Below are 24,259 nucleotides of genomic sequence, written 5' to 3'. Positions count from 1 at the left end.
CATTCCATTATTTTAGACTAATAAGAATATTTGTCAAATTATCTTTGGAGTCTAAATTAAGCTTTTTTCTTAATCTATGCCTGCTTACGTCTACACTTTGTGAACTTATTCCAAGTAATGGTGCAATTTCTTTTGATGAAAGATTCATTTTAAGGTATGCACACAATCTTAAATCTTTAGAAGTTAGATTGGGATAGCTCTTGGATAATTTTTCATAAAACTCTTGATGAGATTTATCAAAATTGATCTCAAACAACTTACTTTCTTTATCGGTTATATAATATTCTACCAGCCTAAGAAGTTCATTATATTTGTTGGTTGGTAATTTTTGCTCTGAAGATCTTTGGATCTTAACAATTCTGTCTCTTATTTTTTTGAGAATCTTGTTTTTATTAAGATTGACATATGCAATTTGTGTAAGTTCCCTGCTCTTTGCCTTTATTTCGTCTTGTAATTTCGAATTATTAAGTTCAATAATTTTACGTTCCTGTTCTAATTTTTGTGATCTATGTTTTTCTTCTTGCTTTTTAAGTTTTTCGGCTTTTTGTTCCAGCAACATTGTTTCCTGTTTTCTCATCTTATAACGATTGAAGGAAACCATCGCCATTATCAATCCAAAAAACAGGAGGATATATAAAAAATATGCCCATGAAGTTCGATAGATAGGTGGATTTATAACAAAACTTAATGATGCCTCTTTAATTTTGCCATTATACTTGGCTCTCATATCAAAAACGTAACTACCTTCTTTGATATTAAATAGAGTTTGTTCAGTTTTTGTAGTCCAATTGCTCCATTCTTGATCATTAAATTTGGTTTGATACAAAATCTCATTCGCATAAACAGGAAGAGAATAATTTATTTTAAGGTCGTTGTCTGAAAAAGGTATCTCAGAACCTTCAAAATACAATTTAGAACTATTTACAGAGGTAAAGTCCCTTACCAGCAAATCGTTTTCTGAATTTTCAGATGTCGTCTTTTGATTTTTATAATACATTGAATATCCATTGAAAACAGGTATTATTTCATGCTCCTTGTCCAAAGCAAAAATATTTAATACCCCTGGTATCAACTGATCTTTCAATTCATGAAATTCAACTAAACCATTTTCACCCTCTATCGTAACGTTATTATCATCTACATACCAAATTTCTTTATTTCTTTTAAAAATCCTGGGAGCATCTCCTTTCTGTTTTCCAATTTTAACAATATCAAAAGCATCTTTTTTGTAGTTATAGGTATATGAATTAAAGTTCGAGGTGATAACGATTTTATTATCAACTTTTGACATCGACAGGGTTTGTCCCGCAAAGTCCTTTAAAGGATAAAACGCCTTTTTTTCAAGTGATTTCGTCTTATAATTTAATTCAAACCTAAACACCCCTTCAGACCGTAAAGCGACCCATATATTGTTATTAAGATCTACTTCAAGATATCTTGCAGATTTTTCAAAGCCATTTAACCTATTAGCATTCCAATTTCCATTATCATTTTGGTACAAAGAAACTCCATTATAATTACCAGAAACAATAAATGGAGCTTGTTGGTATGGCTCTTTAATTTTCTTAAAATTCCAAGCTCCTAAATCTTCTCCCAACCTAATAAGCGTTTTCCCTTTTACCAAATAAGCTCCTTTGTCGTGACCAACAAAAATGTCTTCATCAACTTTTTCGATATTCCAAACCTGACCATTAAGTAGTAGCTCAAATTCTGTATTGACCGAGGTATTATCTGTAACATAAAAACCTTGATTAGTCCCCAAATAAGTATGGTTCTTCTTTTTAAATACTGCATAGGTGGTACCCAGTTCACCATAATAATCATAAAAATAAGTAAGAGGGGAATTCAATTTTACATAATCTATCCCATAATCCAATCCTAACCACAAGTTATCTTCTTTATCTTGATAGATCGATAAAATTGTGTTGTTTTGAAGACCGCTTTTTTTATTAATGTTAAACGTTTCGCCTGTTTCGGGGTTTAATACATAAAGGCCATTTGATACTGTCCCCAATGCGATTTGACCATCTCTAAGCTTGGAAAAAGAAAAAATCTGCGCTTTCTTAATCTTTTCAATATTTGGAAAATCTAACGGGATAAGTTTTTCGTTATCAACTTCAAACAATCCCTGGGTATCTGTAATGACAACCAATTTGTCTTTTATAGAAGTTATACCGATAATGTGTTCATTAAGGTTTTGATCGCTAGCGACAGGCAATAAATTGGTTTGATCTAAGACAAAAACTCCATACTTAAGATCATTTACAAATAACTTGTCATTAACTACATAACTCCATTTAAAGCGATAAGGAGCGGGAATCTTGGTAATAAGATTACCATGGTTAACATATAAGTTTCTGAAAGTTTGAAAAACCACCTCATTTTTGATGTAATGCGTTCTCCAATATTCTTCAAGATGTGCCACAACATCTTTGTTATTGGTTGTAAGTGACACTACCTCGTAATCGCTATATTTTTTATTAATTAAAAGACCACATTGTCCATCGGCACCAAAATAAATGGAATCTTTATTCTTAACAAATAAGCTTCTATTTATTACATCAAAACCAGTTCCTGTAGATTTCCATTGTGTCCCATCGAAAATTAAAATTTGATCTCCGTTGGCCACATAAATAAGGCCATTATTATCTTGATCAATATCCCAAGATTGAGCATTAAAACCCATTTCTTTGGTATCGTAGTGGGTTATATGTGGCAATGCCTTACTGATTATCGACTGCGCAAAGCCATAATAACCCAAAAAAATCAAGAATAAAAATCGATACATTTCAACGAGAATTAATAGACGAAGACGTATAAAGATACCATAAAAATCTTAACATTTTATTTTAAACTTCTATTCAAAACTTGAAACTTGCATTAGATTACTACGATTGTCACTGCACATCTATTTGGTAAAAGAAAAACCTTTTTCAAGTTTGGTATTAGAACTTCCTCCTATAAAAATTTTAAAATCACCAGGCTCTGCTTCCCATTTTTTATTGGCGGTATAAAACTGAATCGTTTCTTGGGTAATCACAAAAGAAACCTCTTTACTTTGTCCGGGTTCTAATTCAATCAATTCAAAACCTTTTAGTTCTTTTATAGGCCTGGTAAGACTTCCTATTAAATCTTGAATATACAATTGCACTACTTCTTTCCCTTTTCTTTTTCCTGTATTAGTAACTGTTACTGAAACCGTAATTTCTTCACCTGAGGAAAAAGAATCCTCACTTATTTTAAAGTCTTTATATTGAAATGTTGTGTAACTTAATCCATGGCCAAATGGGAACAATGGGTCGTTTTTTTCGTCTGTGTAATGCGACCAAAACACCATGCCATCTTTATTCAAAGGTCTTCCGGTGTTTTTTGCATTATAATAAATAGGTACTTGACCTACATGACGAGGAAATGAAACCGGTAACTTTCCAGAAGGATTATAATCCCCAAACAAAACATCTGCTATTGCATTTCCTGATTCTGAACCTAAATGCCAGGTCTCCAGAATTGCCGGAGCTTTTTCTGCAATATTTGTAATTGCAAGGGGACGACCATTCATCAATGTCACTACAATGTTCTTATTTACTTCCCAAACCGCGTCAAAAAGTTTTTGTTGTGGTATGGTAAGCTCAATATTTACTTGACTTCGTCCCTCTCCAGACTGAAAAGCTTCTTCGCCAATTGCCATCACCACCACTTCTGCATTTTTTGCAATATTTACAGCTTCAGCAATCCCTGTTACATCTTCTCTATTGACTTTTAATTCTTTTATAAAACTTCGTTGACCAACACCCAGTTTGACCCCTTCTGCATGTGATATTGATACACTTTTTCCTACTGCCGATTTAATTCCTTCAAGCAAAGAAACGGCAGAATTTGGTACAGCCTTGGCTCTCCAACTTCCTATAGGTGTATCTTTGTCATTTGCAAGAGGACCAATTACCGCAATACTTTTTAAATCCTTTCTTAGTGGTAGTATATCATTATTATTCTTGAGTAAAACAATAGATTTTTTTGCTACATCTCTTGAGGCTTCCAGGTTTTCTTTGGTGTATATATCATTTTTTTCTCTTGCCTCATCACTATATTTATAAGCATCATCAAATAGGCCGAGCTCGTACTTAACTCTTAATATTCTTCTGGCTGCATCTTCTATAAGGTTTTCGTCTACTTTTCCATCTTTAACCAACTCCTCTAATCCGGTTTCATAGGCCTTTCCTTCCATATCCATATCATTACCAGCTATAATAGCCTTTTCGGCGGCTTGATTTTTATCCTTTGCAAATCCATGATATATCATTTCTGTGATGGACGCCCAGTCTGAAACAATAAAACCATCCCAGCCCCATGTTTTCTTCAAAATATCCCTTTGTAACATTTTATGACCGGTAGCAGGAATTCCATCAACTTCATTAAAAGCACTCATCATGCTCGCAACACCGGCTTCTACAGCCGCTTTAAATGGAGGCAAAACCGTATTATGAAGCTCATACTCTCCTATACTAACTGTATTATAGTCTCTACCACCTTCGGCAAAACCATAGGCTGCAAAATGTTTAACACAAGCCGCAAGTGTATTTGTATTAGACAAGTCTTCACCTTGAAAGCCTTGTATTCTTGCCACCGCAACCTTAGAACCAAAAAAAGGATCCTCCCCGGCTCCTTCCATAATTCTTCCCCATCTTGCATCCCTTGAAATATCTACCATAGGACCAAATGCCCAATTAATACCAGAAGCCGTAGCTTCTTTTGCGGCTACACTCGATGATTTTTTTATTGCTTCCAAATCCCAGCTAGCACTTTCTCCCAAAGGTATAGGGAAAATTGTTTTATAACCATGAATAACATCATAACCAAAGAGCAAAGGAATTTTTAGTCTTGAATGCTCCATAACATCACTCTGTATTTTTTTTGTTGCCTCTACTGAGGTAACATTAAGCATAGCACCAACTTCACCATTCTTGAGTTTTTCAAATTTTTCTTTGTTCCCTAAATCAGATGGTGGACCCGTTACATCCCAACTACCATTATACAAAACCAATTGCCCAATTTTCTCTTTGAGAGTCATTATAGAAAGTAATGAATCTATTTTATTTTCTATGATGTCTTTGTTTTCCATTTCAAGGATATTATTCTTATGTGAGTCTTGACCGAAAGAATTAAGAGAGCTAAAAAAAAGCATCCCTGTAACTATTAAAATTAAGGTCTCTATTTGATTTTTTAATGTTTTCATAAACAAATAAGTTTTCTGAATTTGTGCGTTTACAAGTTCTAATTTACAATACAACTTGTTAAATGGATCTTTTTAAGATCTAAACATTGTATATACATTAATAAAAACTAATTACAAACTTAGCATTATTATATCTAAAATATTTTATATCAGATATTTAATAAAAAATTATTTAAATAAAAACAGATGAAACATACTTAAATAAAGTTAATTTGTATAGATTAAATACATACCATATGTCAAGCCCCTATATCTAAAATTCTATAAATTTCTTATCATCGATAGAAGCTCTGCCATAATTGTAAGCATTAATAAAATCGTATTACAAAAACTAATTTTTGTGTAGATTTTTATGCAATTGATCCTATTTGTTTTAAAAATTGGTAAAAGCTTCAATAAATTACACATTAAACTTCATTTTATATTTATATCATAAAACAATAAGTATTTTTTAATTTTAAATAAATAAGGTTTTTATTGTAAGTTGCCATACAATTATAACGACTAAAAGTTTCACCCTTATATCAAAATAATATAACATGTCAAAAACATATTACGACCCGGCTGACTTAAGAAAATTTGGAAAGATTACCGAATGGAGCGAAGAACTAGGCACCAAATTCTTTGATTACTATGGCAAAGTATTTGAAGAAGGTGCTTTAACAGCCCGAGAGAAATCTTTGATTGCACTGGCCGTATCACACGTCGTAAAATGCCCGTATTGTATAGATGCTTATACCAAAGATGGTTTACAAAGAGGGATTACAAAAGAGGAAATGATGGAAGCAGTTCATGCAGGTGCAGCGATAGAAAGCGGAGCCACTCTTGTACATGGAGTACAAATGATGAATAAATATGAAAAATTATCTATGTGATATAGATCACCAATTTGTTTCATGAAATACTAAGCAATTTATTTTATCGTAAACTATGATTTAGTTAAGAAATAAGTGCTAATAAAATACAATCTAAGAGAACAAGAAGATGTCCGATACCAAAACGAAACAATCCTTACATAAAAGGAATGACCAATTGGCAAATGCTCAAAGACAATTAGAAATTTTGAACAATGGAATTTTTGCCAATGGTGAACTGCCAAAATTTGCAGATAAAATTGCCGAAATAGGTCATTCTCCTCTACGCCCAAACAAACTAGAGATCTTGCAAATTAATGTTGGGTACATGTGTAATCAGGTTTGTGAGCACTGCCATGTTGATGCTGGTCCCGATCGTAAAGAAATCATGACCAAAGAGACTATGCAGCAATGTCTTGAGGTAATCAAGAAAACAGGTGCCCATACCTTAGATTTAACCGGAGGTGCTCCCGAAATGAACCCTAACTTCAGATGGTTTGTAGAAGAAGCCAGTAAAGCCGGGATCAAAGATTTTATAGTACGAAGTAACCTTACAATTATTCGTGCAAACAAAAAGTATTATGATCTACCAGATTTTTTCAAAAAACACAATGTACATGTAGTATCTTCTATGCCGCACTGGACAAGAGGAAAAACCGATAAACAAAGAGGTGATGGTGTTTTTGATAAATCGATTAAAGCTTTGCAAGAACTAAATGAAAGAGGTTATGGCATGCCGAATAGTGAACTTAGGTTAGATTTGGTATACAACCCATCTGGCGCTTTTTTGCCCGGGGATCAAGCAGCGATGGAAAAAGATTTCAAAAAAGCGCTACTTGAAGATTTTGGAATCCATTTTCATAATTTATTTGCAATTACTAATTTACCTATTAGCAGATTTTTAGATTATTTGATCGCTTCTGAGAACTATGAAGATTATATGTATGCCTTGGTCGATGCCTATAATCCTGCAGCAGTGGCCAATGTTATGTGTACCAACACCATCTCTGTGAGTTGGGATGGATGGCTCTATGACTGCGACTTTAACCAAATGCTGGGCTTAAAGGTTGCTAGCAAAGTAAAACACATAAGTGAATACAATGAAGAATTGCTTCAGAATAGAAACATTGTAATCTCTCAACATTGCTACGGGTGTACGGCAGGTGCAGGAAGCAGTTGTCAAGGATCAGTAGCTTAATTTCTTTTACTACATTACCCCAAATGAAAAGTACATTCACCACCATACTATTCTTGTTTTCAGGTTTAATCTATACTCAGGATTCATTGGATGAATTATTGAAAAAATTCAATAATGAAAGTATCCCTTACATTTCTGTTACTGAATTAAAGGAAATTCAGGACAGCGTAATTCTACTTGACGCAAGAGAAAAAGAGGAATTTGAAGTAAGTCATATTCCCAAGGCAAAATTGATAGGATATAATCAATTCATGATACAAAATGTTATACAACAAAACATTCAAAAAAATGATACTATTGTAGTATATTGTAGTTTGGGGGTTAGATCTGAAGATATTTCCGAAAAATTAAAACAAGCAGGGTATCTCTATGTATATAATTTATACGGTGGTATTTTTGAATGGAAAAACAAAGATTTCGTAGTCGTAAATTCGAAAGAACAACCTACTGAAGAAATACATGCCTGCTCAGCGCAATGGGCAAAATGGTTACTAAAAGGGAAAAAAGTATATACAAATTGAAAGAAAAAAATCTACTTTTAATATTTACCCGCAATCCAGAATTGGGCAAGTGTAAAACTCGTTTGGCAGCAAAAATTGGCAATCAGGCAGCTTTAGAAGTCTATAAATTTCTATTACATCATACGGTTACTATCACCAAAAATCTTAATGTTACAAAGCAGGTACAATATTCTGTTGCTGTAAGAGAAAATGATCTTTGGAGCTCAAAAAACTATGAAAAAAGACAACAGTTTGGAGATGATCTTGGCCAACGTATGGAGAACGCTTTCAAACAAGGTTTTAATGATGGTTACCAAAATATTATAATCATTGGTAGTGACATTTATGACCTCACTCAAGCGGATTTGGATAACGCATTTAAGCAATTAGAAACACATGATTATGTTATTGGACCAGCCCAGGACGGAGGATATTATTTATTTGGAATGAAATCATTAAATTCACAGGTTTTTAAAAACAAAGTCTGGGGAACCGAAACAGTTCTTAAGGATACTCTTAACGACTTACAAAAAAGCAACGTAAAACTATTAGAAGAACGCAACGATGTGGATTATTATGAAGACATAAAAGATGTTGATGTTTTTCAAAAATTTTTAAACCAATGATAAAGTATATTGAAGAAACAACAGATTTCCTAAAAGAAAAAGGGTTCGAAAATCCAGAGATAGGAATTATATTAGGAACTGGGTTGGGACAGCTTATTAATGAGATTGAAATTATTACTGAAATAAGTTATAATCATATTCCAAATTTCCCTACGGCTACTGTAGAGTTTCATAAAGGAAAATTGATCTATGGTATTATTGAAGGCAAAAAAGCCGTTGTAATGCAGGGACGTTTTCATTTATACGAAGGGTATTCGCTTCAGGATGTAACGTATCCTGTGAGAATCATGCATAAAATGGGTGTAAAAACTCTTTTGGTTTCAAATGCTTCCGGAGCGATTAATCTCAACTTTAAAAAGGGAGAGTTAATGCTTATCGATGACCATATTAATCTTCAAGGAGGATCTCCTTTGGCATTTAAAGGAGTAGAAAAACTTGGAACTCGATTTACAGATATGAGCGCTCCATATGATCAAAAAATTAATACCAAGCTACGTGCTATAGCAAAAGAAAAGAATATTAATCTTCACGAGGGCGTTTATGCTTCTGTATTAGGACCGCAACTGGAAACAAGAGCTGAATATCGCTACCTGAAAATCATAGGAGCCGATGCTGTGGGTATGAGTACCGTTCCCGAAGTTATTGTTGCAAACCACCTTGATTTACCTGTAGCTGCTGTATCGGTTTTGACAGATGAATGCGATCCAGATCACCTTAAGCCTATTGATATTGATGAAATCATTGCAATGGCAGGAAAAGCCGAACCTGAAATGATTTTGCTTTTCAAAGAACTGATAAAATCTCTTTAAAGTAAATTCTGAAAGTTCTATCTTAACTTTTCGACTAATTAATTTATAACCCTATAATACCTTATATTTCCAAATTAAAGGAAAGACAAAATACAATTTATGAGCTATTTAAATACAACCCATGACGTATATAAAGAAGCAGCATTAACTCCAGATGTAGGACTTTGCTGTACAACAAATCCTATTTGGGAACTACCTGGTCTTAAAATTCCTAAAATTATGCAGGAAATGAACTATGGCTGTGGTAGTACAGTACATCCCAGAGATTTGAGTAATTCGCCAAAAATCCTATATGTTGGTGTTGGCGGAGGAATGGAGTTGTTACAGTTTTCTTATTTTTCTCGCCAAAAAAACGGAGTTATAGGAGTCGATGTAGTAAATGAAATGCTTGAGGCTTCTCGTAAAAACTTCAAAGAAGCCGAAGCTCAAAACGATTGGTTTAATAGCGAATTTGTAGATCTAAGACATGGTGACGCTTTAAATCTTCCTGTAGAAGACAACAGTATCGATGTAGCAGCGCAAAATTGTTTATTCAATATCTTTAAAGAAGAGGATCTAAAAAAAGCTATAGAAGAGATGTATCGGGTATTAAAGCCTCACGGCAGATTAGTCATGAGCGATCCTACTTGTGAGCAACCTATGAATGATAACCTTCGAAATGATGAGAGATTAAGAGCCTTATGTCTTAGCGGAAGCTTACCTATAGCAGAGTATGTTAAAGCTCTTACCGATGTTGGTTTTGGTACCATAGAAATAAGAGCTCGTAAACCTTATCGAATTCTGGATCCAAAAAATTATGATACCAACGAGTTGATTTACATCGAATCTATAGAAGTTGCCGCAATAAAGGATCCTATGCCAAAAGATGGCCCTTGCGTTTTTACCGGTAAAGCAGCTATCTATTTTGGAGATCAAGACTATTTTGATGATAAAAAAGGACATGTATTATTAAAAAATCAGCCGATTGCCGTTTGTGACAAGACTGCTGGGGCATTAGCCGATTTGGGAAGAGATGATATATTTATTAGCGAATCTACGTACCATTATGACGGTGGTGGATGCTGTTAAAAACGATGGCTAGCTAACTATAATCGAGAAGCCGGAAACCAAATTGGTTTCCGGCTTCTTTTTTTATCCAAAACCTTGACAATAATCACTGTATTCCATTAATCACTATCTTTAAGTATCATTTTCTAAACAACTTAAAACCTGGATTATGAATAGAAGAGTATGGTTAAAATCAACTTTAATTAGTGGTAGTATAGCCTCGTTGGGAGGAGTTGGCCTGGCCAATGCATTAACGCTAGAAGAGGTAAAGAAATTTAATCCTAGACCTCTTTCAGGTCTTATACGATTAAGCTCCAATGAAAATCCCTATGGCCCCTCAAAAAGAGTTCAAAAGGCTATTACTACGGCTTTTGATCATGGGTGTAGATACCCTTATGCCTATGCTGATGAATTAGCAGAAATTCTGGCAAAAAAAGAAGGAGTTACAAGAGAGCATATTATTATCTGTGGTGGTTCGACCGAGGGACTCAAGGTAACTGGGCTTACTTTTGCTTCGGGTGGTGGTGAAATCATCGCTGCAAAACCCACCTTTCTTGCCATGATGACCTATGCAAAACAATGGGGCGCAAGTATTAATTGGGTTCCTGTTGATAACAATAAAGGATATGATGTGGACGAAATCGAAAAACGAATTTCCTCGAAAACCAAATTAGTTTTTCTTTGTAATCCGAACAATCCTACGTCAACAATTCTTCCTTCGAAAAAATTAACTGATTTTTGTGATACCGTAAGTAACAAGACTATTTTGTTTAGTGATGAAGCTTATTATGACTTCATCGAAGAGCCTAATTACCCTTCAATGGTTGAGTTCGTTAAACAAGAAAAAAATGTAATTGTCTCTCGAACCTTCTCAAAAGTGTACGGAATGGCTGGTTTACGCATTGGTTATCTAATCGCAAAACCAGAATTGACACAAAAATTACGTAGAAATATGGTTGCCTATAGCAATGTACTAGCCATAGCCGGCGCAAAAGAAGCACTTTTGGACAAGGAATTTTATGCTTTTAGTTTACAAAAAAATCGAGAGGCCAAAGCCTTAATCTATAAAACACTTGACCAATTTGAATTGCCGTATGTAAAATCAAGTACCAATTTTATCTTTTTTAAATCAGGAAAAGATATTCGAACACTTCATAAAGAAATGATGAATAAAGGTGTACTTATAGGAAGGCCATTTCCTCCATTCTTTGATTGGTGCAGAATCAGTACTGGCACTCTTGAAGAAGTCTCAATGTTTACTAAGGCTCTATCTTCTATTTACGGTTAGAATTTTTTGGCCATTGCCTTTCTAAATTCGTAAATCACCAGAAATGTAGAACACCATAAGGGGCTCATAGTAACTTTAAGTTTTTTACCCTTCGAAAATCGTATTAATTGTCGGGCATAAAAACCGCCTTCTGCAGAATCCTCGAACTGCTTCATCCCTGTTCGCAAAACCAAATTTTTCAGGTTTTTAATTTCTCCCTTCAAAAATTTGGCAATATCTTCTCGATTAGTAATAAAAGGACGTCCCATCCCTATGAGGTCAACCTCTCCATTCTCTAGCACTTCATTACAAAAATCATAAGATCTGAAGCCTCCTGTAATCATTAAAGGTAACTCACTTATTGCTCTTACTTTTTTGGCAAAGTCAATAAAATAAGCTTCTCTTCTTTTGGTACTTTCTTTTACCTCTTTTCCTTCTTCGTTCAATAAGAAAAAGGCTAGTTTTTCATAAGTCCCGCCAGAGATTTCGAGTAGATCAATCCTTTCTTCATCCAACATTTTCACTACTTCTAGCGACTCTTCTTCAGTGAACCCTCCTTTTTGAAAATCTGCCGAATTTAACTTCACAGCTATTGGGAAATTTGCCCCAACCTCTTTCCTAATTTCCTGAATAATAGTTATAAGCAAACGACTTCTGTTTTCTATACTTCCACCCCATTGATCGGTTCTTATGTTTGTCTTTGGAGATAAAAATTGACTTAACAAGTATCCGTGGGCAGCATGAATTTGTACACCTGTAAAACCGGCTTCTTTGGCTAATCGCGCGGCTTTAACAAATCCTTTGATCACATCTTGAATATCTTCCTTGGTCATTGCTTTCGGTTTACCAAAAAGACCAAGTTTCTTAAGTTGTACCTCAGATGGGGCCAAGGGTCGAGAAGTCCCAAATCTATTAGTTTGTCTTCCCGAATGAGATATTTGCACCCAAATATGATTCCCTTTCTTTTTCCCTGCTTGTGCCCAAGATTTCAATTTGGGTAACATCTTTTCGTCATCAAAGCATACATTACCTGCCGATTCTAAATGTTTTCGGTCTATAACAACGTTTCCTGTAATCAATAATCCCGCTCCAGTATTTGACCAATCTTCATATAATCTTTCATGTCCTTTTACCGGTTCAAATTTTCTATTACTGATACGCTCTGTCATGGCAGATTTCACCAACCTATTTTTTAAAATGGTGCCACAAGGCAGTTTTAATTCTGTACTAATCATAATAAAATAGTTCGATTGCAATGATACATAATCCTTCTAAAATCCACAACTGACAGCCAATATAATATGTTAATATTTTTAACACATTATATGTTTTTTCTGTTCCAGAAATACGGTTTAACCGTAAAAATTTGCTTTTTATCGATATTTTTTGTTCTTTTATAGCCAAGAATTAATGAAAAAAACTCTAGTTTTCAATAATTTATAGCTATAATAAAACTCAAAACACCCTTAGAGTGATGAAAAAATGTAATGTATTATTTGTATTGGTTCTTACTTTATTCTATTGTAAAGTTAATGCACAAAATGCTCCTGACCATTCGGTTTGGGATCAAATTCTGATACTTAATGTTACTGATGATGGAAAAGTAAACTACGAAGGTGTAATGAAAGATAGCCCATTGTTTTATAAATACTTCAGATCATTATCTGAAAATTCTCCTACCGATCAATGGACTCGTGAAGAAAAATTAGCATATTGGATAAATGCCTATAACTCGATTGCCGTAAAAATGATAATTGATAATTATCCTGTAAAAAATATCAACGAACTTCACGATCCATGGAATCAAAAGTTCTTCAGAATTAAAGATAAAAGATATAGCCTAGACGATATTGAACATAAAATCCTAAGAAAATTTAACGAACCTAGGATACATTTTCTAATCAATTGTGCTTCATTCTCTTCTCCGAAACTTATGAATAGAGCATATACCGCTCAAAACATTGAAGAAGCTTTGGATAAATGCACCAGAGATTTTATTAATGACCCTGCAAGAAATACTATTACTCCAAACCAAATACAAGTTTCACAAATATTTGAATGGTATAAAGATGATTTTAATCAAGGGGATGTTGTCGAGTTTATTAATCTCTATTCTGAAGTACAAATTAATAAAATACCAAAAAATGGATATAAACAATACGACTGGACATTGAATGAACAGTAGTTTATGATCCTTAAAAGATTATAACCCCAAAATAAAACAAGCCATGACTAAAATCTTTGACCCCAAAAAGATGATTGGGATACTTTGCTTTCTTTCCATTTCATCTATTTCTGCTCAAACTATTCTTAACGGTTTTTTTCCTCAGCAAAATGAATTCACCTTTGCTACCTCGTATTCCTACAAGAGTTATGATAACTTTTACCGTGGTACAACAGCAACCGAAAGCAATCCGATGGGTATGGGACGAATCTCATCTTCTATTATAAGTGCATATGGAGAATATGGAGTGCTTAACTGGTTGTCAACAACAATGACAATTCCTTATGTATCGACAAAAAATGACCAGGGTGTTTTGGACCCGGTCCAAGGAACCAGTCAAGTAGAGGGTGTCCAGGATTTAAGCGTATTTCTAAAAGCCAAAATTCTTGATAAAAAATTCCAAAATGCCACAAAACTAGCAATTGGAGGAGCAACCGGGATAACATTACCTGTGGGTGGATATGAAGAAGCAGGAATCCTATCGTTGGGAAATGGGGCAACGGCCTATGACGGATGTGGTTTTGTTCAAATTACTACCTCCTCGAACATTTTTGTTGAATTACAAGCTGCATATAGTTTAAGAAATAATGCTGATTTTGAAGTTCCTAACGCCACAATGTACAGTGCCAAACTAGGATATTACAACAAATGGTTTTATGCACATGCAAAAGTAGGTATTCAAAATTCGTTAAGCGGATTTGATATTGGATCGCAAGAATTTATCGATGCCGGAGGAGCGGCAGCATTACCCGAAACCGAAGTAGATTATACTAACTTTTACTTTGATTTATATGTCCCGGTTTATAAAAACAACTTTGGAGTTTCTTCGGGATATGCGGTAAACATGAATGGGAAAAATTACGATAGAGCCTCTTCTTTTTCGATAGGTTTGGTTTATAAAGCCAATTAATCTAAAAATAATAACCTTACTTAAAAACACAAACCTCTAAAATAACATTCTTCTCCTGGATTAGAATTAATTTTAATTCAGGAGGAGAACTAAAAATACTTTGCATTGAACCTCACATAATGAGTTTATAAAGAACTAGATTATTAGAACAAATTAAAAACTATATTGGTCTTATCTCTAAAAAATCATTTATCTATGTAAAGAATGGCCCGAATTTTGGACTTACTCCAAGTGTCCAACATAATCTGTCCATAACCAATATACCCCGAGCAATAGAATAGATATAGAACTTGGGTTTGATGACGACATAAATTTCCCCCAGGAATCTATGGGACAGAAAATGTTTACCACTAAACTAAAAAAGTAATTATTTGGAATGAAAAACCTACTTATTATAATTATGATTTGCTTTTCGTTTGCATGCAGAGGAAGCAAGCAAGTAATACAAGATACCATAAAACCTTCTTCATCAGAATACGATATGGCCGATAAAAAGGATTCTGTAAAAATTACTATTCCTATAGAGAAAAAAGCCCCAGAAACACGTATCGAAGAAATTAAAACTGAAAAAGAGAAAAAAGATTCGGTCAAAATTGCTATCCCTATAGAAGAAAAAGCTCCTGAAGACTCCACTGGGAAAATCCAGATTAAAAAAAAGCCTACAGAAGCTAATACATCTCCTGGACCAACATCACCTCCTCCAACGCACCAATCCTGGAATGCTTTATTGAAAAAACATGTATCCAGTAATGGAAACGTAAATTATAGTGGTTTTATACAAGACCGTGCTGCTTTTAAAGTTTATCTAAATAAATTACGAGATAACATACCAGCAACACACTGGAGCAGAAATGATAAACTTGCTTATTGGATAAATGTATATAATGCGTTTACTGTGAAGCTAATCATAGACAACTATCCAATAAAAAGTATTAAGGATATCAAAAACCCCTGGGATCTACGCTTTTTCAGATTAGGAAAAAAATGGTATACACTTAATGATATAGAACATAGAATTTTAAGGAAAATGGGAGATCCCAGAATACATTTCGGGATTAATTGCGCTTCCTTTTCTTGCCCACCGCTATTGAACAAAGCATTTACACGCCAAAATGTAGATCAGGAACTTGAAAAATTGACGGTTGCCTTTATTAACGACCCTAAACGAAATACAATAAGCTCTGATAGGATACAATTATCTAAAATTTTCTCTTGGTTTGGTAAAGATTTCAAAAAAGAAGGAACTTTAATCGATTTTCTAAACAAATATTCGAAAGTTACTATTAATAATAACGCCAAGAAAAGTTTCAAAGACTATGATTGGGCATTGAATCAGTAGTTAAAAAACGCTTTAAAATCACTTCATAAAACATACTTTTTTAACAAAATTAGTATTCAAACTCCCTCCTATTTTTAAAAAATATTGAGGGAGTTTGTGTATTTTAAATGTTAATTTTTTTGTAAAAACTTAAAAAAATACTCAAGGTTAGTCGAAGGGTTTTAAAAACAAAAAAATTAAACAAAATTTTGATTATCAGGTGTTTACATGTTGTATATTAAAAATTAGCACACTTATATTTTTTACTTCAAACTAAAAATGAAGATCCTTACACTGTAAGGACGTTTCTTGATTTTCTACTAAAACTTCACATCGTCGATAAAGCGATAACTAAATAAAAGTCAAGTTATAACCATTCAAAAAACCGAAAATATGAAAGCTCCAAAAATTATATTAATTCTTTTAGCAGTATTATTTTTCAATCAAGTAAAATCTCAAAACAATTTTAATCATAGTGTTTGGGATCAGGCATTATTGTTAAATGTTTCTGAAGACGGAAAAGTAGATTATGACGGTTTTATGAGAGACAGTTCTCAACTTTATCAATATTTTCGTCAACTTTCTGAAAATCCGCCTCAAGAAAGCTGGTCAAGAGAAGAAAAATTAGCCTATTGGATCAATGCCTATAATGCGTATACCATCAAGTTGGTCATTGATAGTTACCCTTTAAAAAGCATTAAAGACATCCAAGATCCTTGGGGTAAGAAGTTTTTTAAAATAGATGGCGTGTGGCACAGTTTGGGTGAATTAGAACACAAAATCCTGAGAAAATTTGGTGATCCCAGAATTCATTTTGCTATTAACTGTGCTTCTATATCGTGCCCAGTGGTATGGAATAGAGCCTACACAGCAGATAACCTTCATACGGCATTAGATCAACAGACAGCAAAATTTATAAATGATCCCATAAGAAATACAATTACCGATAAAGAAGTAAGTGTTTCAAAAATATTTTCCTGGTATAAAAAAGATTTCAAAGTAAATGGTGGAGATGTAAAAGATTTTATAAACAGGTATGCTTCTGTTAAAATAACAAATCAACCTAAAAAAGGATATAAAGATTACGATTGGGGATTAAACGAACAAGCGGTAGTAACACCAGCTTTGGTAATAGACTAAAAGCAAAAATTAGCACACCCCTTAACTTAAATGAGTAAATTTATGCCCTAACAAATAAGTTTACAGATTGAAAGTATCTATAATCATCCCTATACTTAATGAAGCAGCTACTATTGGTAAGCTGCTTTCATACTTAATTGAAGCTGCTGCCAACATTGAAAACATAGAAGAAATTATCATAGTTGATGGCGGCAGTGTAGATGGATCATCAGATATTGTAGACGTCATTTCCAGGCGCACGAATCAAACTAGTATAAAACTTATCTCTTCAAAAAAAGGCCGCGCAATACAATTAAATGCTGGAGCAAAAATTGCAAATGCACCTATCCTGTACTTTCTTCATGCCGATTCTTACCCGCCTAAACATTTTGATCGATATATTACCGAAGAGGTTGAAAAAGGGAATAATGCCGGGTGCTTTAGAATGAAATTTGATTATAACCACTGGTGGTTACGTTTTTTAAGTTGGCTTACACAATTTGAAAGCAAACGTTGCAGAGGTGGTGATCAAAGTCAGTTTATCACCAAAGAATTATTTGAAGAAATTGACGGTTATGACGAATCTTATGTCGTTTACGAAGATAATGAATTGGTAGATCGATTGTTTGCCTTAAAAGAATTTGTAATTATCCCGAAATATGTAATTACTTCGGCAAGGCGCTATCGTGAAATTGGGGTGTGGCGATTGCAATATCATTTTTTAAACATCCATATGCGCAAATGGCTAGGCGCATCATCTGAAGATCTATATCGATATTATAAAGAAAAAGTAGTTAATTAAGCGCTCCTGTAAGCTCAATAATTATTTCGAAAATTTTCTTTTTGAATGTTGTAATTTCTGTACTTTGATCTTCTGTATCATCGGTATCGATAAGGTAATTAATCGTTTTACCATCGCCTATCGTAATCACCAAATAGACACCGCCCTGGTCGGCGCAATCCGGACACCCAAAAGTTTTATCTGACCCTTCGATAAGTTCTGCTGGGATTTCATTCAAAATGCTCTGATGTTTCATAAACTCTTCTCCAGGAAAAGTAAACGAACCCTTAAAACTGTAATTTTGGGTATAAAAATCAACAATACGATCTTCTTCTAGTTTTGTGCCATCTATTTTAAACACATCAAAACAATCCCCAAAACACTCTCCTGTAAACGATCCAAAAACCAAAGATTGTACTTGAACTTCTGAGGCTTGATCATCATCATCACTACATGAAAACATTACAAAAGCGATGGAGATTAAAAAAATGTGATACAATTTCATAATACTTTGTTTACCATTACATTAAAAAGATTCGTTTTTTTTAAAAGGTTGCGTATCATTAAGGTATCCTATTTTTAGTATTATATTTAACCTATGCAACTTAATATTAGAGTAGACAAAGATATCTTACAACAATTTGCAAATCAATTGGGCACAAAAGTTAATGATGATAGCTTTGTAATTCCCAAAAAATTAGGTTCTGGGTTAGCAAAAAAAACGTCTTTTAATGGAAAGCTTGAGTTTGTATCGATGCAATTTACTTTAAACCAACCTATACAAACAGCTTCAGAAAATCCAGAGAACAGCCCCTATTTTTTATTAAACATTAATCTTTCTCAAAAGCCTGTTGACAAAATAGTTAATACAAAGCGAGTAAAAATACAACGTGATACCCCATCAGGAATGTTATTTTACAAACCTGGCACATCAGTTTCTAGTATAAGTCCAGTTCAGGTTCCTTTTAATATTTTTTTAATCAAGTTTCCGAAAACATTGCTTGAACATTACTTAGAAAAAAAAGAGATTAATCATATCATGAAGGTAATCTCAACCAGTAATTTAATCTATGAAGACCTAGATCTAAATTCTGAAAATTATCTTCGAGAAACTTTGCTCCCTTCTTCAAACACTTTTCAAAAACATTCAAATTTGCTTAATTTTTTGGGGTTATTTATCAAAAAACTTTCCAGTCGTGAAACACTCGATACTACCGAAAATATAAATCCAACTGATCTTAAAAACCTGTTTATAATAGCTGGACAACTACGCAATCCTCTAGTTAACAATACTCCAACTATCGAAAATCTAGCTGAATCTTCGGCTATGAGTTTAACAAAGTTCAAAAATGTTTTTAAACAAGTCTTTGGCACTTCACCTTACCAATACCACCTAAAAGCCAAAATGCAATATGCCTATCGCGAGCTTGCGCAAAAATCCTATACCGTCTCAGAAATCAGTTACAAGCTTGGATATTCCCATCCTTCAAAATTTACAAGTGCTTTTAAGAAGCATTACAACATATTACCATCTAAAATAAAAGTATAATGGCTTACAGGGATAATTAATTGTCTTTTAGAGCTAATTAAAAAGCTTCCAGGCAAAGTACATTTGATAAAAACAAAATCATGAATATTTTTGTAACAGGTGGATCCGGGTTTGTGGGCCAGAATATCATTCCGTTATTAATTGAAAACGGACATACTATTTATGCACTAGCCAGGAGCCAAAAATCTGCTAAAAAGGTCAATGAATTAGGTGCAATTCCTGTATTAGATGATTTGGTTTCGCTATCAGAAAATACCGAAGAAGCATTGTCTTATTGTGATGCTGTGGTACATTCTGCCGCTTATATGAACTTTACCTATGATAAGAAAACCTTTTATGATGTCAATGTAAAAGCAACTGAAAATCTACTTTCTTTATCAAAGAAAAACAAAGTTAATACCTTTGTTTACATCAGTGCAGCACCAGTAATTGCAGGTTCACCTATCATTAATGCAAAGGAAATTGATGCCAGTTTTAAATTACCAAAAGCTCTTTATCCCAAAACCAAGGCCATCGCAGAAAGAAAAGTACTTGGCGAAAATTCAAAATCATTTATTACTATATCTCTTCGACCTCCTGCAATTTGGGGAAATAACAATCATCACTATGAAGAGTTTTTTTCCCGGGCTGTCGAAGGAAAATGGAAATGGCTGGGTAAAGGAGATCAAATACTTTCTACTATACACATTAAAAACTTGGGAAATGCAATTATCGCTGCATTAAAATCAAATAAAGGAGGGGAAGCCTATTTTGTAACTGATGGAGAACGGAGGCCAATGAAAGATTTTTTTACTGCAATCCTTAAATCACAAGGAATTGATCCCGGGAACAAAAGTATTCCCTTGTCTGCAGCTTCTTTTTTGGCAAATATGATAGATATTATCTGGAGGGTTTTTAGAATAAAATCAAAACCCCCAGTAGCGCCGATTATGATCAGGTTAATGGGACGAGAATTTTCAGTAAATGACAGCAAAGCGAGAAAAGAATTGGGTTATACCAATGCAATATCTATAAAAGAAGGGATAGAAGAATTATATAAAAAAGCTTGATGTAATTTTATAAAAGTTTTGACCGAAAAACACTACTTTTATTAAAAAGTGATATCTAATTTACTTATCTCAACACATCTTTGCCCTCTATGAAAGTAGTTCCACAGGTATTTTATAAGCATCCAAACATCGAAAAGGTTCTAGTCGATGGACTTTCTTGTGTAATCCTTAAAAGGGTACAACAAACAGACCTGCAAAATGAACGTTACCTGGCTGCTCATGCATTAACATTGGTATTAAATGGCGCGCTACAGGTTGAAAATCCCGAAGGTGATATTACCTTCGTTAACAAGAATCAGATGATTCTGTTACCAAAAGGGTTGTATATGATTTCAGATATCATTCCGAAAAATGAATTTTTTGACGCGGTTGTATTTTTCTTTGATGACGAAATCACCGACGAATTTCTTACAAATTTCGAAAGGACTCAATCTCAAAATTCTAAAGGAGCCTTATGCATTGAATACAATCAAAACCTAAGACTATTTGTAGATGGGTTACTTACCTTGTATAGAGGGAAACATCAAAACCAATTCACAAAACCAAAATTATTAGAACTCCTTCATCTTATTAGTTTTTCTGACTCTGGACAAGAATTTGTACAAAGATTGCAGGCCTTAAAATATAGAGCGCGTAGAAATATTAAAACATTTATGAGTCAAAACTTTGCAAAACCTCTTGATATTGAAGACTATGCTTATCTGACCGGAAGAAGTATTTCGACGTTCAGAAGAGATTTTACATCAAAATTTGGTATCTCTCCCAAAAAATGGTTAATCGAAAAAAGGCTGGAAAAAGCAGCCACTCTGTTGAAAGAAAAAAGCGATTCGGTCACGAGTATTGCACTACAAGTTGGATACGAAAACACATCTCATTTTATTAAGGCTTTCCAAAAACGGTTTAATACTTCTCCCAAACAATTCCAAATTAAATTCAGAAAACAAATTACCCTATAAAAACATCAAAACTTAACAAAACGATAATCTGCTTTCTTTAAAATATCTTTATCTTAAAGATCAACAAATGGAGTATCATTGTTATGTCACAAAACACTATTAATTTAATTTGTATCGGTATCTTGGTTTTTGTGATGCTGTACATTATGCCAATCATATACAGGAGGTTTGGCATTAGAACTAATAAGGATGGATATACTCGTGATGAAAAAAAACATTCTTTTAAAACTAATCTTTTATCCTTTGCGATTTTTATTTATCTAAATATAATCCTGGTATTAGCCGAATTTTTATTTAAGTACTTCAATCTCTTTTGAAACAATGATCTTCTTATTATTCTTGACCGAAAAACACCACTTTTAGCATTTCTGAAAATTTCTATGATCCTATTTAAAGGACATTTGTATTGAACTTAAATAGATACAAATGAAAAAAATAGGATGTATAGGACTTGGTATTATGGGTAGTCGTATGGCTGCCAATCTACAAAAAGAAGGGTATTCGCTTAATGTATACAATCGAACTAAAGAAAAAGCTTTACACCATATTCAAAATGGAGCGTTATGGTGCACCGATCCTAAGGAAGTTGGTGAACATTCGGATATAGTAATTACAATGCTTTCTACACCAGAAGTAGTCAAAGAAATAGCAAAAGGATTACTCTCGGGAATGAAAGAAGGTAGCTTATGGATCAATTGCAGTACCGTTAATCCCTCATTTACCAAAGAAATGTCTAGACTCGCAAAGGACCATCAAATACGATATCTGGACGCTCCCGTGGCAGGCACCAAAGGTCCTGCAGAAAATGGTGAACTGTTATTTCTGGCGGGAGGTGATAAAGTAGACATTGACGAGGCCGCACCTCTTTTCGAAATCATGGGCAAAACAACCTTGCATTTGGGTGAAGTGGGTAACGGTGCCGCTATGAAAATGTTAATTAACCAGTTATTAGGGCAATCAATGGTAGCCTTTGCAGAAGCCCTGGTGATGGGCCAGGCTATGGGATTAGAAAAAGAAACTCTTTTTAATGTATTGCTCAATACGCCTGTTGTGGCACCGGTGATGGGCGTTGTACGGTCCAAACTTGAAAACGGTAGTTATGACCCTAATTTCCCATTGCAATGGATACAAAAGGATCTTCACTTATCGAGTATCTCTGCTTATGAAAAGGGTATCGCAACTCCAAACCTTAACGCTACCAAAGAGATTTTTGCGCAAGCCAAACAACATGGTTTTGGTGACCAGGATTTTACGGCGGTATATGAGTTTTTGAACTTAAAAAAGTAGACTTGGTTAGAATAGCATAAAACATAGTAAACAATTCTGGTATATGTTTTGATGTTTCAACAACTATGAAGACAGCTTTTCCCCTCCTTTTACTTTTGTTTGGTTGTATATTGACCAATGGTCAGGAATCTCAGTTTCTGGATGGATACATCGTCACTTTTGCTAATGACACATTAGTTGGAAAAATCAAAGATCGAAAATCTGGCTTGAGACATGAATTGACTGATAAAATACAGATCAAACTTAATAATGGTCGCACTAAAAAAATTAAGAAAAAAAATATCATTAGCTATAAAAGAGGAAGCGAAGTATTTGTAAGAACCCATTTAACCGAACAAATCCCAATAATAAATCTAACAAATGAAACCAATTATTTTCTGGTTAAAGTAGTTTCGGGTCCTGCAGAACTTTATAAACATTATTTTAATGATCAAGATAGTGGGACCATAGATTGGGTATATCTGCTCAACTCAAAAAATTCTAATATCTACAAAAGACTTCCCTTTTTAGGGTACAAAAAGATATTGAAAAAGCATTTTGGGCCATCATCAGAAATAAATGCAAAACTAAAAAGTAAAAAATATAGATATGTCGATATTCCTGCACTCGTTCAGGAACTTAATGAATGACCTTTTTTACCACAATTTCAATTCAAAAAGAAGACAATCGGGTTCGTCCTGATAATGTTTTGGAAGCGAAGCCGTATCGCTAAGATTAAACACACCCAAAAAATCGAACCCTGCAGAAGTATAGTGTTTTATAAGCTTTTGATTATTGCCCAAAGTATCTAATCGAATGTATGTTTTCCCCTTTTGTTCGGCATGTTCTTTGGCCCATACTACAATATCATGGATATAGCCATTACCTCTAAAATTTGGGTTCGTACAGATTCTATGAATATAAACACCATCATTTTGATCTTGATCCCCCCAGATCTCTTGATCATTATAGGCTATGGCCCAGTTACAGGCTATTTCATTATCTTTAACCAGTTTCCACTGCCTACCTTCTTCAATTTCCTTTTGCACAAAAGAGTCATCAAAGTGAGGCCAAACCACCATCTTTCTTTCTATCTGTAAATCTCTTGCGGCTTGATATAATCTTAAAATTGCTGGTATATCTGCTAGTTCACAGTTCTGAATGTTCATTGCTTCATGTTTTTTACAAAATTCGCAAGAACATTTGCGAATTACAACCCAAAAATTGACACTGCCGAGTCAAAATTTAGAACGTCGCGACGATGCTATGGGCTTTTTTAACCTTCTCGAGGGCCGTTTTAACCTTCTCAAGGGCCATTTTAACGAAGTGTTAGACTTTGATAGACTATGTATTGAGAACATCTTGCTTAAATTTTAACTTCTTTGGCCTAATGTTAAGCCATTACGGCTCAATTTTTAACTCCCGGGGTCTAAATTTGGTAATGTTGAGCCTAATAGAAGGCCTTTTTGGCCCAACAGAAGATCTTTTTGGCCCAACAGAAGGTGTGGGCTCTAACTGCGGTTAAAAAATTGTTTAAGTTCAACCCCACGCCA

The 24,259-nt window shown here is 34.0% G+C and carries 22 protein-coding genes; 17 read left to right on the top strand and 5 right to left on the bottom strand.

Translation table 11 applies throughout. From position 1 onward, the window contains the following. Positions 1–7: 7 nt before the first annotated feature. Both U6A24_RS07315 and bglX read right to left on the bottom strand, forming a co-directional pair. Positions 8–2,788 (bottom strand): helix-turn-helix and ligand-binding sensor domain-containing protein, encoded by a 2,781-nt coding sequence (locus U6A24_RS07315; RefSeq protein ID WP_324179292.1) that lies wholly within the window; start codon positions 2,786–2,788, stop codon positions 8–10. 120 nt (positions 2,789–2,908) lie between these two features. Next, positions 2,909–5,233, bottom strand: coding sequence for a beta-glucosidase BglX (gene bglX / locus U6A24_RS07310; protein ID WP_324179291.1), 2,325 nt, complete (start codon positions 5,231–5,233; stop codon positions 2,909–2,911). Between the two features lie 539 nt (positions 5,234–5,772). Between bglX and U6A24_RS07305 the strand changes: the two genes are divergently transcribed. The 7 genes from U6A24_RS07305 (at position 5,773) to U6A24_RS07275 (ending at position 11,555) form a co-directional block, all read left to right on the top strand. Then, the gene (locus U6A24_RS07305) at positions 5,773–6,108 is read left to right on the top strand and encodes an arsenosugar biosynthesis-associated peroxidase-like protein (protein ID WP_298545331.1); all 336 of its coding nucleotides are present in this window, start codon (positions 5,773–5,775) and stop codon (positions 6,106–6,108) included. 109 nt (positions 6,109–6,217) lie between these two features. Then, complete coding sequence (gene arsS / locus U6A24_RS07300; protein WP_324179290.1) at positions 6,218–7,285, top strand: arsenosugar biosynthesis radical SAM (seleno)protein ArsS; 1,068 nt, start codon at positions 6,218–6,220, stop codon at positions 7,283–7,285. Between the two features lie 23 nt (positions 7,286–7,308). Then, positions 7,309–7,806, top strand: a complete 498-nt coding sequence (locus U6A24_RS07295) for a rhodanese-like domain-containing protein (protein WP_324179289.1) — start codon at positions 7,309–7,311, stop codon at positions 7,804–7,806. Beyond that, positions 7,770–8,411 (top strand): TIGR04282 family arsenosugar biosynthesis glycosyltransferase, encoded by a 642-nt coding sequence (locus U6A24_RS07290; RefSeq protein ID WP_324179288.1) that lies wholly within the window; start codon positions 7,770–7,772, stop codon positions 8,409–8,411. Before U6A24_RS07295 ends, U6A24_RS07290 begins: the two co-directional genes overlap by 37 nt. Then, complete coding sequence (locus U6A24_RS07285) at positions 8,408–9,220, top strand: purine-nucleoside phosphorylase (RefSeq protein WP_324179287.1); 813 nt, start codon at positions 8,408–8,410, stop codon at positions 9,218–9,220. The genes U6A24_RS07290 and U6A24_RS07285 overlap by 4 nt, the downstream gene beginning before the upstream one ends. A gap of 99 nt (positions 9,221–9,319) precedes the next feature. Beyond that, a complete protein-coding gene (gene arsM / locus U6A24_RS07280; RefSeq protein ID WP_324179286.1) occupies positions 9,320–10,288 on the top strand; it encodes an arsenosugar biosynthesis arsenite methyltransferase ArsM in 969 nt (322 codons plus the stop codon). A 148-nt stretch (positions 10,289–10,436) separates the two neighbouring features. After that, positions 10,437–11,555 carry a pyridoxal phosphate-dependent aminotransferase gene (locus tag U6A24_RS07275; RefSeq protein ID WP_324179285.1) on the top strand — a complete coding sequence of 373 codons (1,119 nt, stop codon included), beginning with the start codon at positions 10,437–10,439 and terminating at the stop codon, positions 11,553–11,555. Here the strand turns inward: U6A24_RS07275 and U6A24_RS07270 are convergent. After that, entirely contained in the window at positions 11,552–12,769 is a 1,218-nt protein-coding gene (locus U6A24_RS07270; RefSeq protein WP_324179284.1) for an NADH:flavin oxidoreductase/NADH oxidase family protein, read from the bottom strand. The two genes, U6A24_RS07275 and U6A24_RS07270, sit on opposite strands and share 4 nt — an antisense overlap. 239 nt (positions 12,770–13,008) lie before the next feature. Between U6A24_RS07270 and U6A24_RS07265 the strand changes: the two genes are divergently transcribed. From U6A24_RS07265 to U6A24_RS07245, 5 genes are all read left to right on the top strand, one after another. Next, complete coding sequence (locus U6A24_RS07265) at positions 13,009–13,719, top strand: DUF547 domain-containing protein (RefSeq protein WP_324179283.1); 711 nt, start codon at positions 13,009–13,011, stop codon at positions 13,717–13,719. 43 nt (positions 13,720–13,762) lie between these two features. Next, complete coding sequence (locus U6A24_RS07260; protein WP_324179282.1) at positions 13,763–14,668, top strand: hypothetical protein; 906 nt, start codon at positions 13,763–13,765, stop codon at positions 14,666–14,668. Between the two features lie 376 nt (positions 14,669–15,044). After that, entirely contained in the window at positions 15,045–16,007 is a 963-nt protein-coding gene (locus U6A24_RS07255; RefSeq protein WP_324179281.1) for a DUF547 domain-containing protein, read from the top strand. Positions 16,008–16,379: 372 nt separating this feature from the next. Continuing rightward, positions 16,380–17,126: a DUF547 domain-containing protein gene (locus tag U6A24_RS07250; protein WP_324179280.1), complete on the top strand. Its 747-nt coding sequence runs from the start codon at positions 16,380–16,382 to the stop codon at positions 17,124–17,126. Between the two features lie 67 nt (positions 17,127–17,193). Continuing rightward, the gene (locus U6A24_RS07245; protein ID WP_324179279.1) at positions 17,194–17,907 is read left to right on the top strand and encodes a TIGR04283 family arsenosugar biosynthesis glycosyltransferase; all 714 of its coding nucleotides are present in this window, start codon (positions 17,194–17,196) and stop codon (positions 17,905–17,907) included. Here U6A24_RS07245 and U6A24_RS07240 read toward each other — a convergent pair. Beyond that, positions 17,900–18,391: a hypothetical protein gene (locus tag U6A24_RS07240; RefSeq protein WP_324179278.1), complete on the bottom strand. Its 492-nt coding sequence runs from the start codon at positions 18,389–18,391 to the stop codon at positions 17,900–17,902. The genes U6A24_RS07245 and U6A24_RS07240 overlap by 8 nt on opposite strands. Positions 18,392–18,484: 93 nt before the next feature. On the opposite strand from U6A24_RS07240, the gene U6A24_RS07235 reads away from it, so the two are divergent. The 5 genes from U6A24_RS07235 (at position 18,485) to U6A24_RS07215 (ending at position 23,356) form a co-directional block, all read left to right on the top strand. Continuing rightward, complete coding sequence (locus U6A24_RS07235; RefSeq protein ID WP_324179277.1) at positions 18,485–19,435, top strand: helix-turn-helix domain-containing protein; 951 nt, start codon at positions 18,485–18,487, stop codon at positions 19,433–19,435. An 80-nt stretch (positions 19,436–19,515) separates the two neighbouring features. Beyond that, entirely contained in the window at positions 19,516–20,484 is a 969-nt protein-coding gene (locus tag U6A24_RS07230; RefSeq protein ID WP_324179276.1) for an NAD-dependent epimerase/dehydratase family protein, read from the top strand. A gap of 89 nt (positions 20,485–20,573) precedes the next feature. Beyond that, entirely contained in the window at positions 20,574–21,440 is an 867-nt protein-coding gene (locus U6A24_RS07225) for an AraC family transcriptional regulator (RefSeq protein WP_324179275.1), read from the top strand. A 426-nt stretch (positions 21,441–21,866) separates the two neighbouring features. After that, entirely contained in the window at positions 21,867–22,727 is an 861-nt protein-coding gene (locus tag U6A24_RS07220) for an NAD(P)-dependent oxidoreductase (protein ID WP_324179274.1), read from the top strand. 65 nt (positions 22,728–22,792) lie between these two features. Next, positions 22,793–23,356, top strand: a complete 564-nt coding sequence (locus U6A24_RS07215) for a hypothetical protein (protein ID WP_324179273.1) — start codon at positions 22,793–22,795, stop codon at positions 23,354–23,356. A 6-nt stretch (positions 23,357–23,362) separates the two neighbouring features. Here U6A24_RS07215 and U6A24_RS07210 read toward each other — a convergent pair whose 3' ends face one another. Beyond that, on the bottom strand, positions 23,363–23,875 hold the full coding sequence (locus tag U6A24_RS07210) for a GNAT family N-acetyltransferase (protein ID WP_324179272.1): 513 nt from the start codon (positions 23,873–23,875) through the stop codon (positions 23,363–23,365). Positions 23,876–24,259: the final 384 nt, after the last annotated feature.

This window comes from Aquimarina gracilis (assembly GCF_035285365.1).
Lineage (GTDB): Bacteria > Bacteroidota > Bacteroidia > Flavobacteriales > Flavobacteriaceae > Aquimarina > Aquimarina gracilis.
The sequence above is the reverse complement of the archived record's forward strand: the minus strand, read 5'-3'. Positions and strand labels throughout refer to the sequence as shown.

Excerpts from the sequence above, each read along its gene's own strand:
- U6A24_RS07220 (WP_324179274.1), top strand. The coding sequence starts at position 21,867 with ATGAAAAAAATAGGATGTATAGGACTTGGTATTATGGGTAGTCGTATG.
- U6A24_RS07315 (WP_324179292.1), bottom strand. The coding sequence starts at position 2,788 with ATGTATCGATTTTTATTCTTGATTTTTTTGGGTTATTATGGCTTTGCG.
- U6A24_RS07260 (WP_324179282.1), top strand. The coding sequence starts at position 13,763 with ATGACTAAAATCTTTGACCCCAAAAAGATGATTGGGATACTTTGCTTT.
- U6A24_RS07240 (WP_324179278.1), bottom strand. The coding sequence starts at position 18,391 with ATGAAATTGTATCACATTTTTTTAATCTCCATCGCTTTTGTAATGTTT.
- U6A24_RS07265 (WP_324179283.1), top strand. The coding sequence starts at position 13,009 with ATGAAAAAATGTAATGTATTATTTGTATTGGTTCTTACTTTATTCTAT.
- bglX (WP_324179291.1), bottom strand. The coding sequence starts at position 5,233 with ATGAAAACATTAAAAAATCAAATAGAGACCTTAATTTTAATAGTTACA.
- U6A24_RS07250 (WP_324179280.1), top strand. The coding sequence starts at position 16,380 with ATGAAAGCTCCAAAAATTATATTAATTCTTTTAGCAGTATTATTTTTC.
- arsS (WP_324179290.1), top strand. The coding sequence starts at position 6,218 with ATGTCCGATACCAAAACGAAACAATCCTTACATAAAAGGAATGACCAA.
- U6A24_RS07295 (WP_324179289.1), top strand. The coding sequence starts at position 7,309 with ATGAAAAGTACATTCACCACCATACTATTCTTGTTTTCAGGTTTAATC.
- U6A24_RS07275 (WP_324179285.1), top strand. The coding sequence starts at position 10,437 with ATGAATAGAAGAGTATGGTTAAAATCAACTTTAATTAGTGGTAGTATA.
- U6A24_RS07235 (WP_324179277.1), top strand. The coding sequence starts at position 18,485 with ATGCAACTTAATATTAGAGTAGACAAAGATATCTTACAACAATTTGCA.
- U6A24_RS07215 (WP_324179273.1), top strand. The coding sequence starts at position 22,793 with ATGAAGACAGCTTTTCCCCTCCTTTTACTTTTGTTTGGTTGTATATTG.
- U6A24_RS07255 (WP_324179281.1), top strand. The coding sequence starts at position 15,045 with ATGAAAAACCTACTTATTATAATTATGATTTGCTTTTCGTTTGCATGC.
- U6A24_RS07225 (WP_324179275.1), top strand. The coding sequence starts at position 20,574 with ATGAAAGTAGTTCCACAGGTATTTTATAAGCATCCAAACATCGAAAAG.
- arsM (WP_324179286.1), top strand. The coding sequence starts at position 9,320 with ATGAGCTATTTAAATACAACCCATGACGTATATAAAGAAGCAGCATTA.
- U6A24_RS07305 (WP_298545331.1), top strand. The coding sequence starts at position 5,773 with ATGTCAAAAACATATTACGACCCGGCTGACTTAAGAAAATTTGGAAAG.
- U6A24_RS07290 (WP_324179288.1), top strand. The coding sequence starts at position 7,770 with ATGGTTACTAAAAGGGAAAAAAGTATATACAAATTGAAAGAAAAAAAT.
- U6A24_RS07230 (WP_324179276.1), top strand. The coding sequence starts at position 19,516 with ATGAATATTTTTGTAACAGGTGGATCCGGGTTTGTGGGCCAGAATATC.
- U6A24_RS07210 (WP_324179272.1), bottom strand. The coding sequence starts at position 23,875 with ATGAACATTCAGAACTGTGAACTAGCAGATATACCAGCAATTTTAAGA.
- U6A24_RS07270 (WP_324179284.1), bottom strand. The coding sequence starts at position 12,769 with ATGATTAGTACAGAATTAAAACTGCCTTGTGGCACCATTTTAAAAAAT.
- U6A24_RS07285 (WP_324179287.1), top strand. The coding sequence starts at position 8,408 with ATGATAAAGTATATTGAAGAAACAACAGATTTCCTAAAAGAAAAAGGG.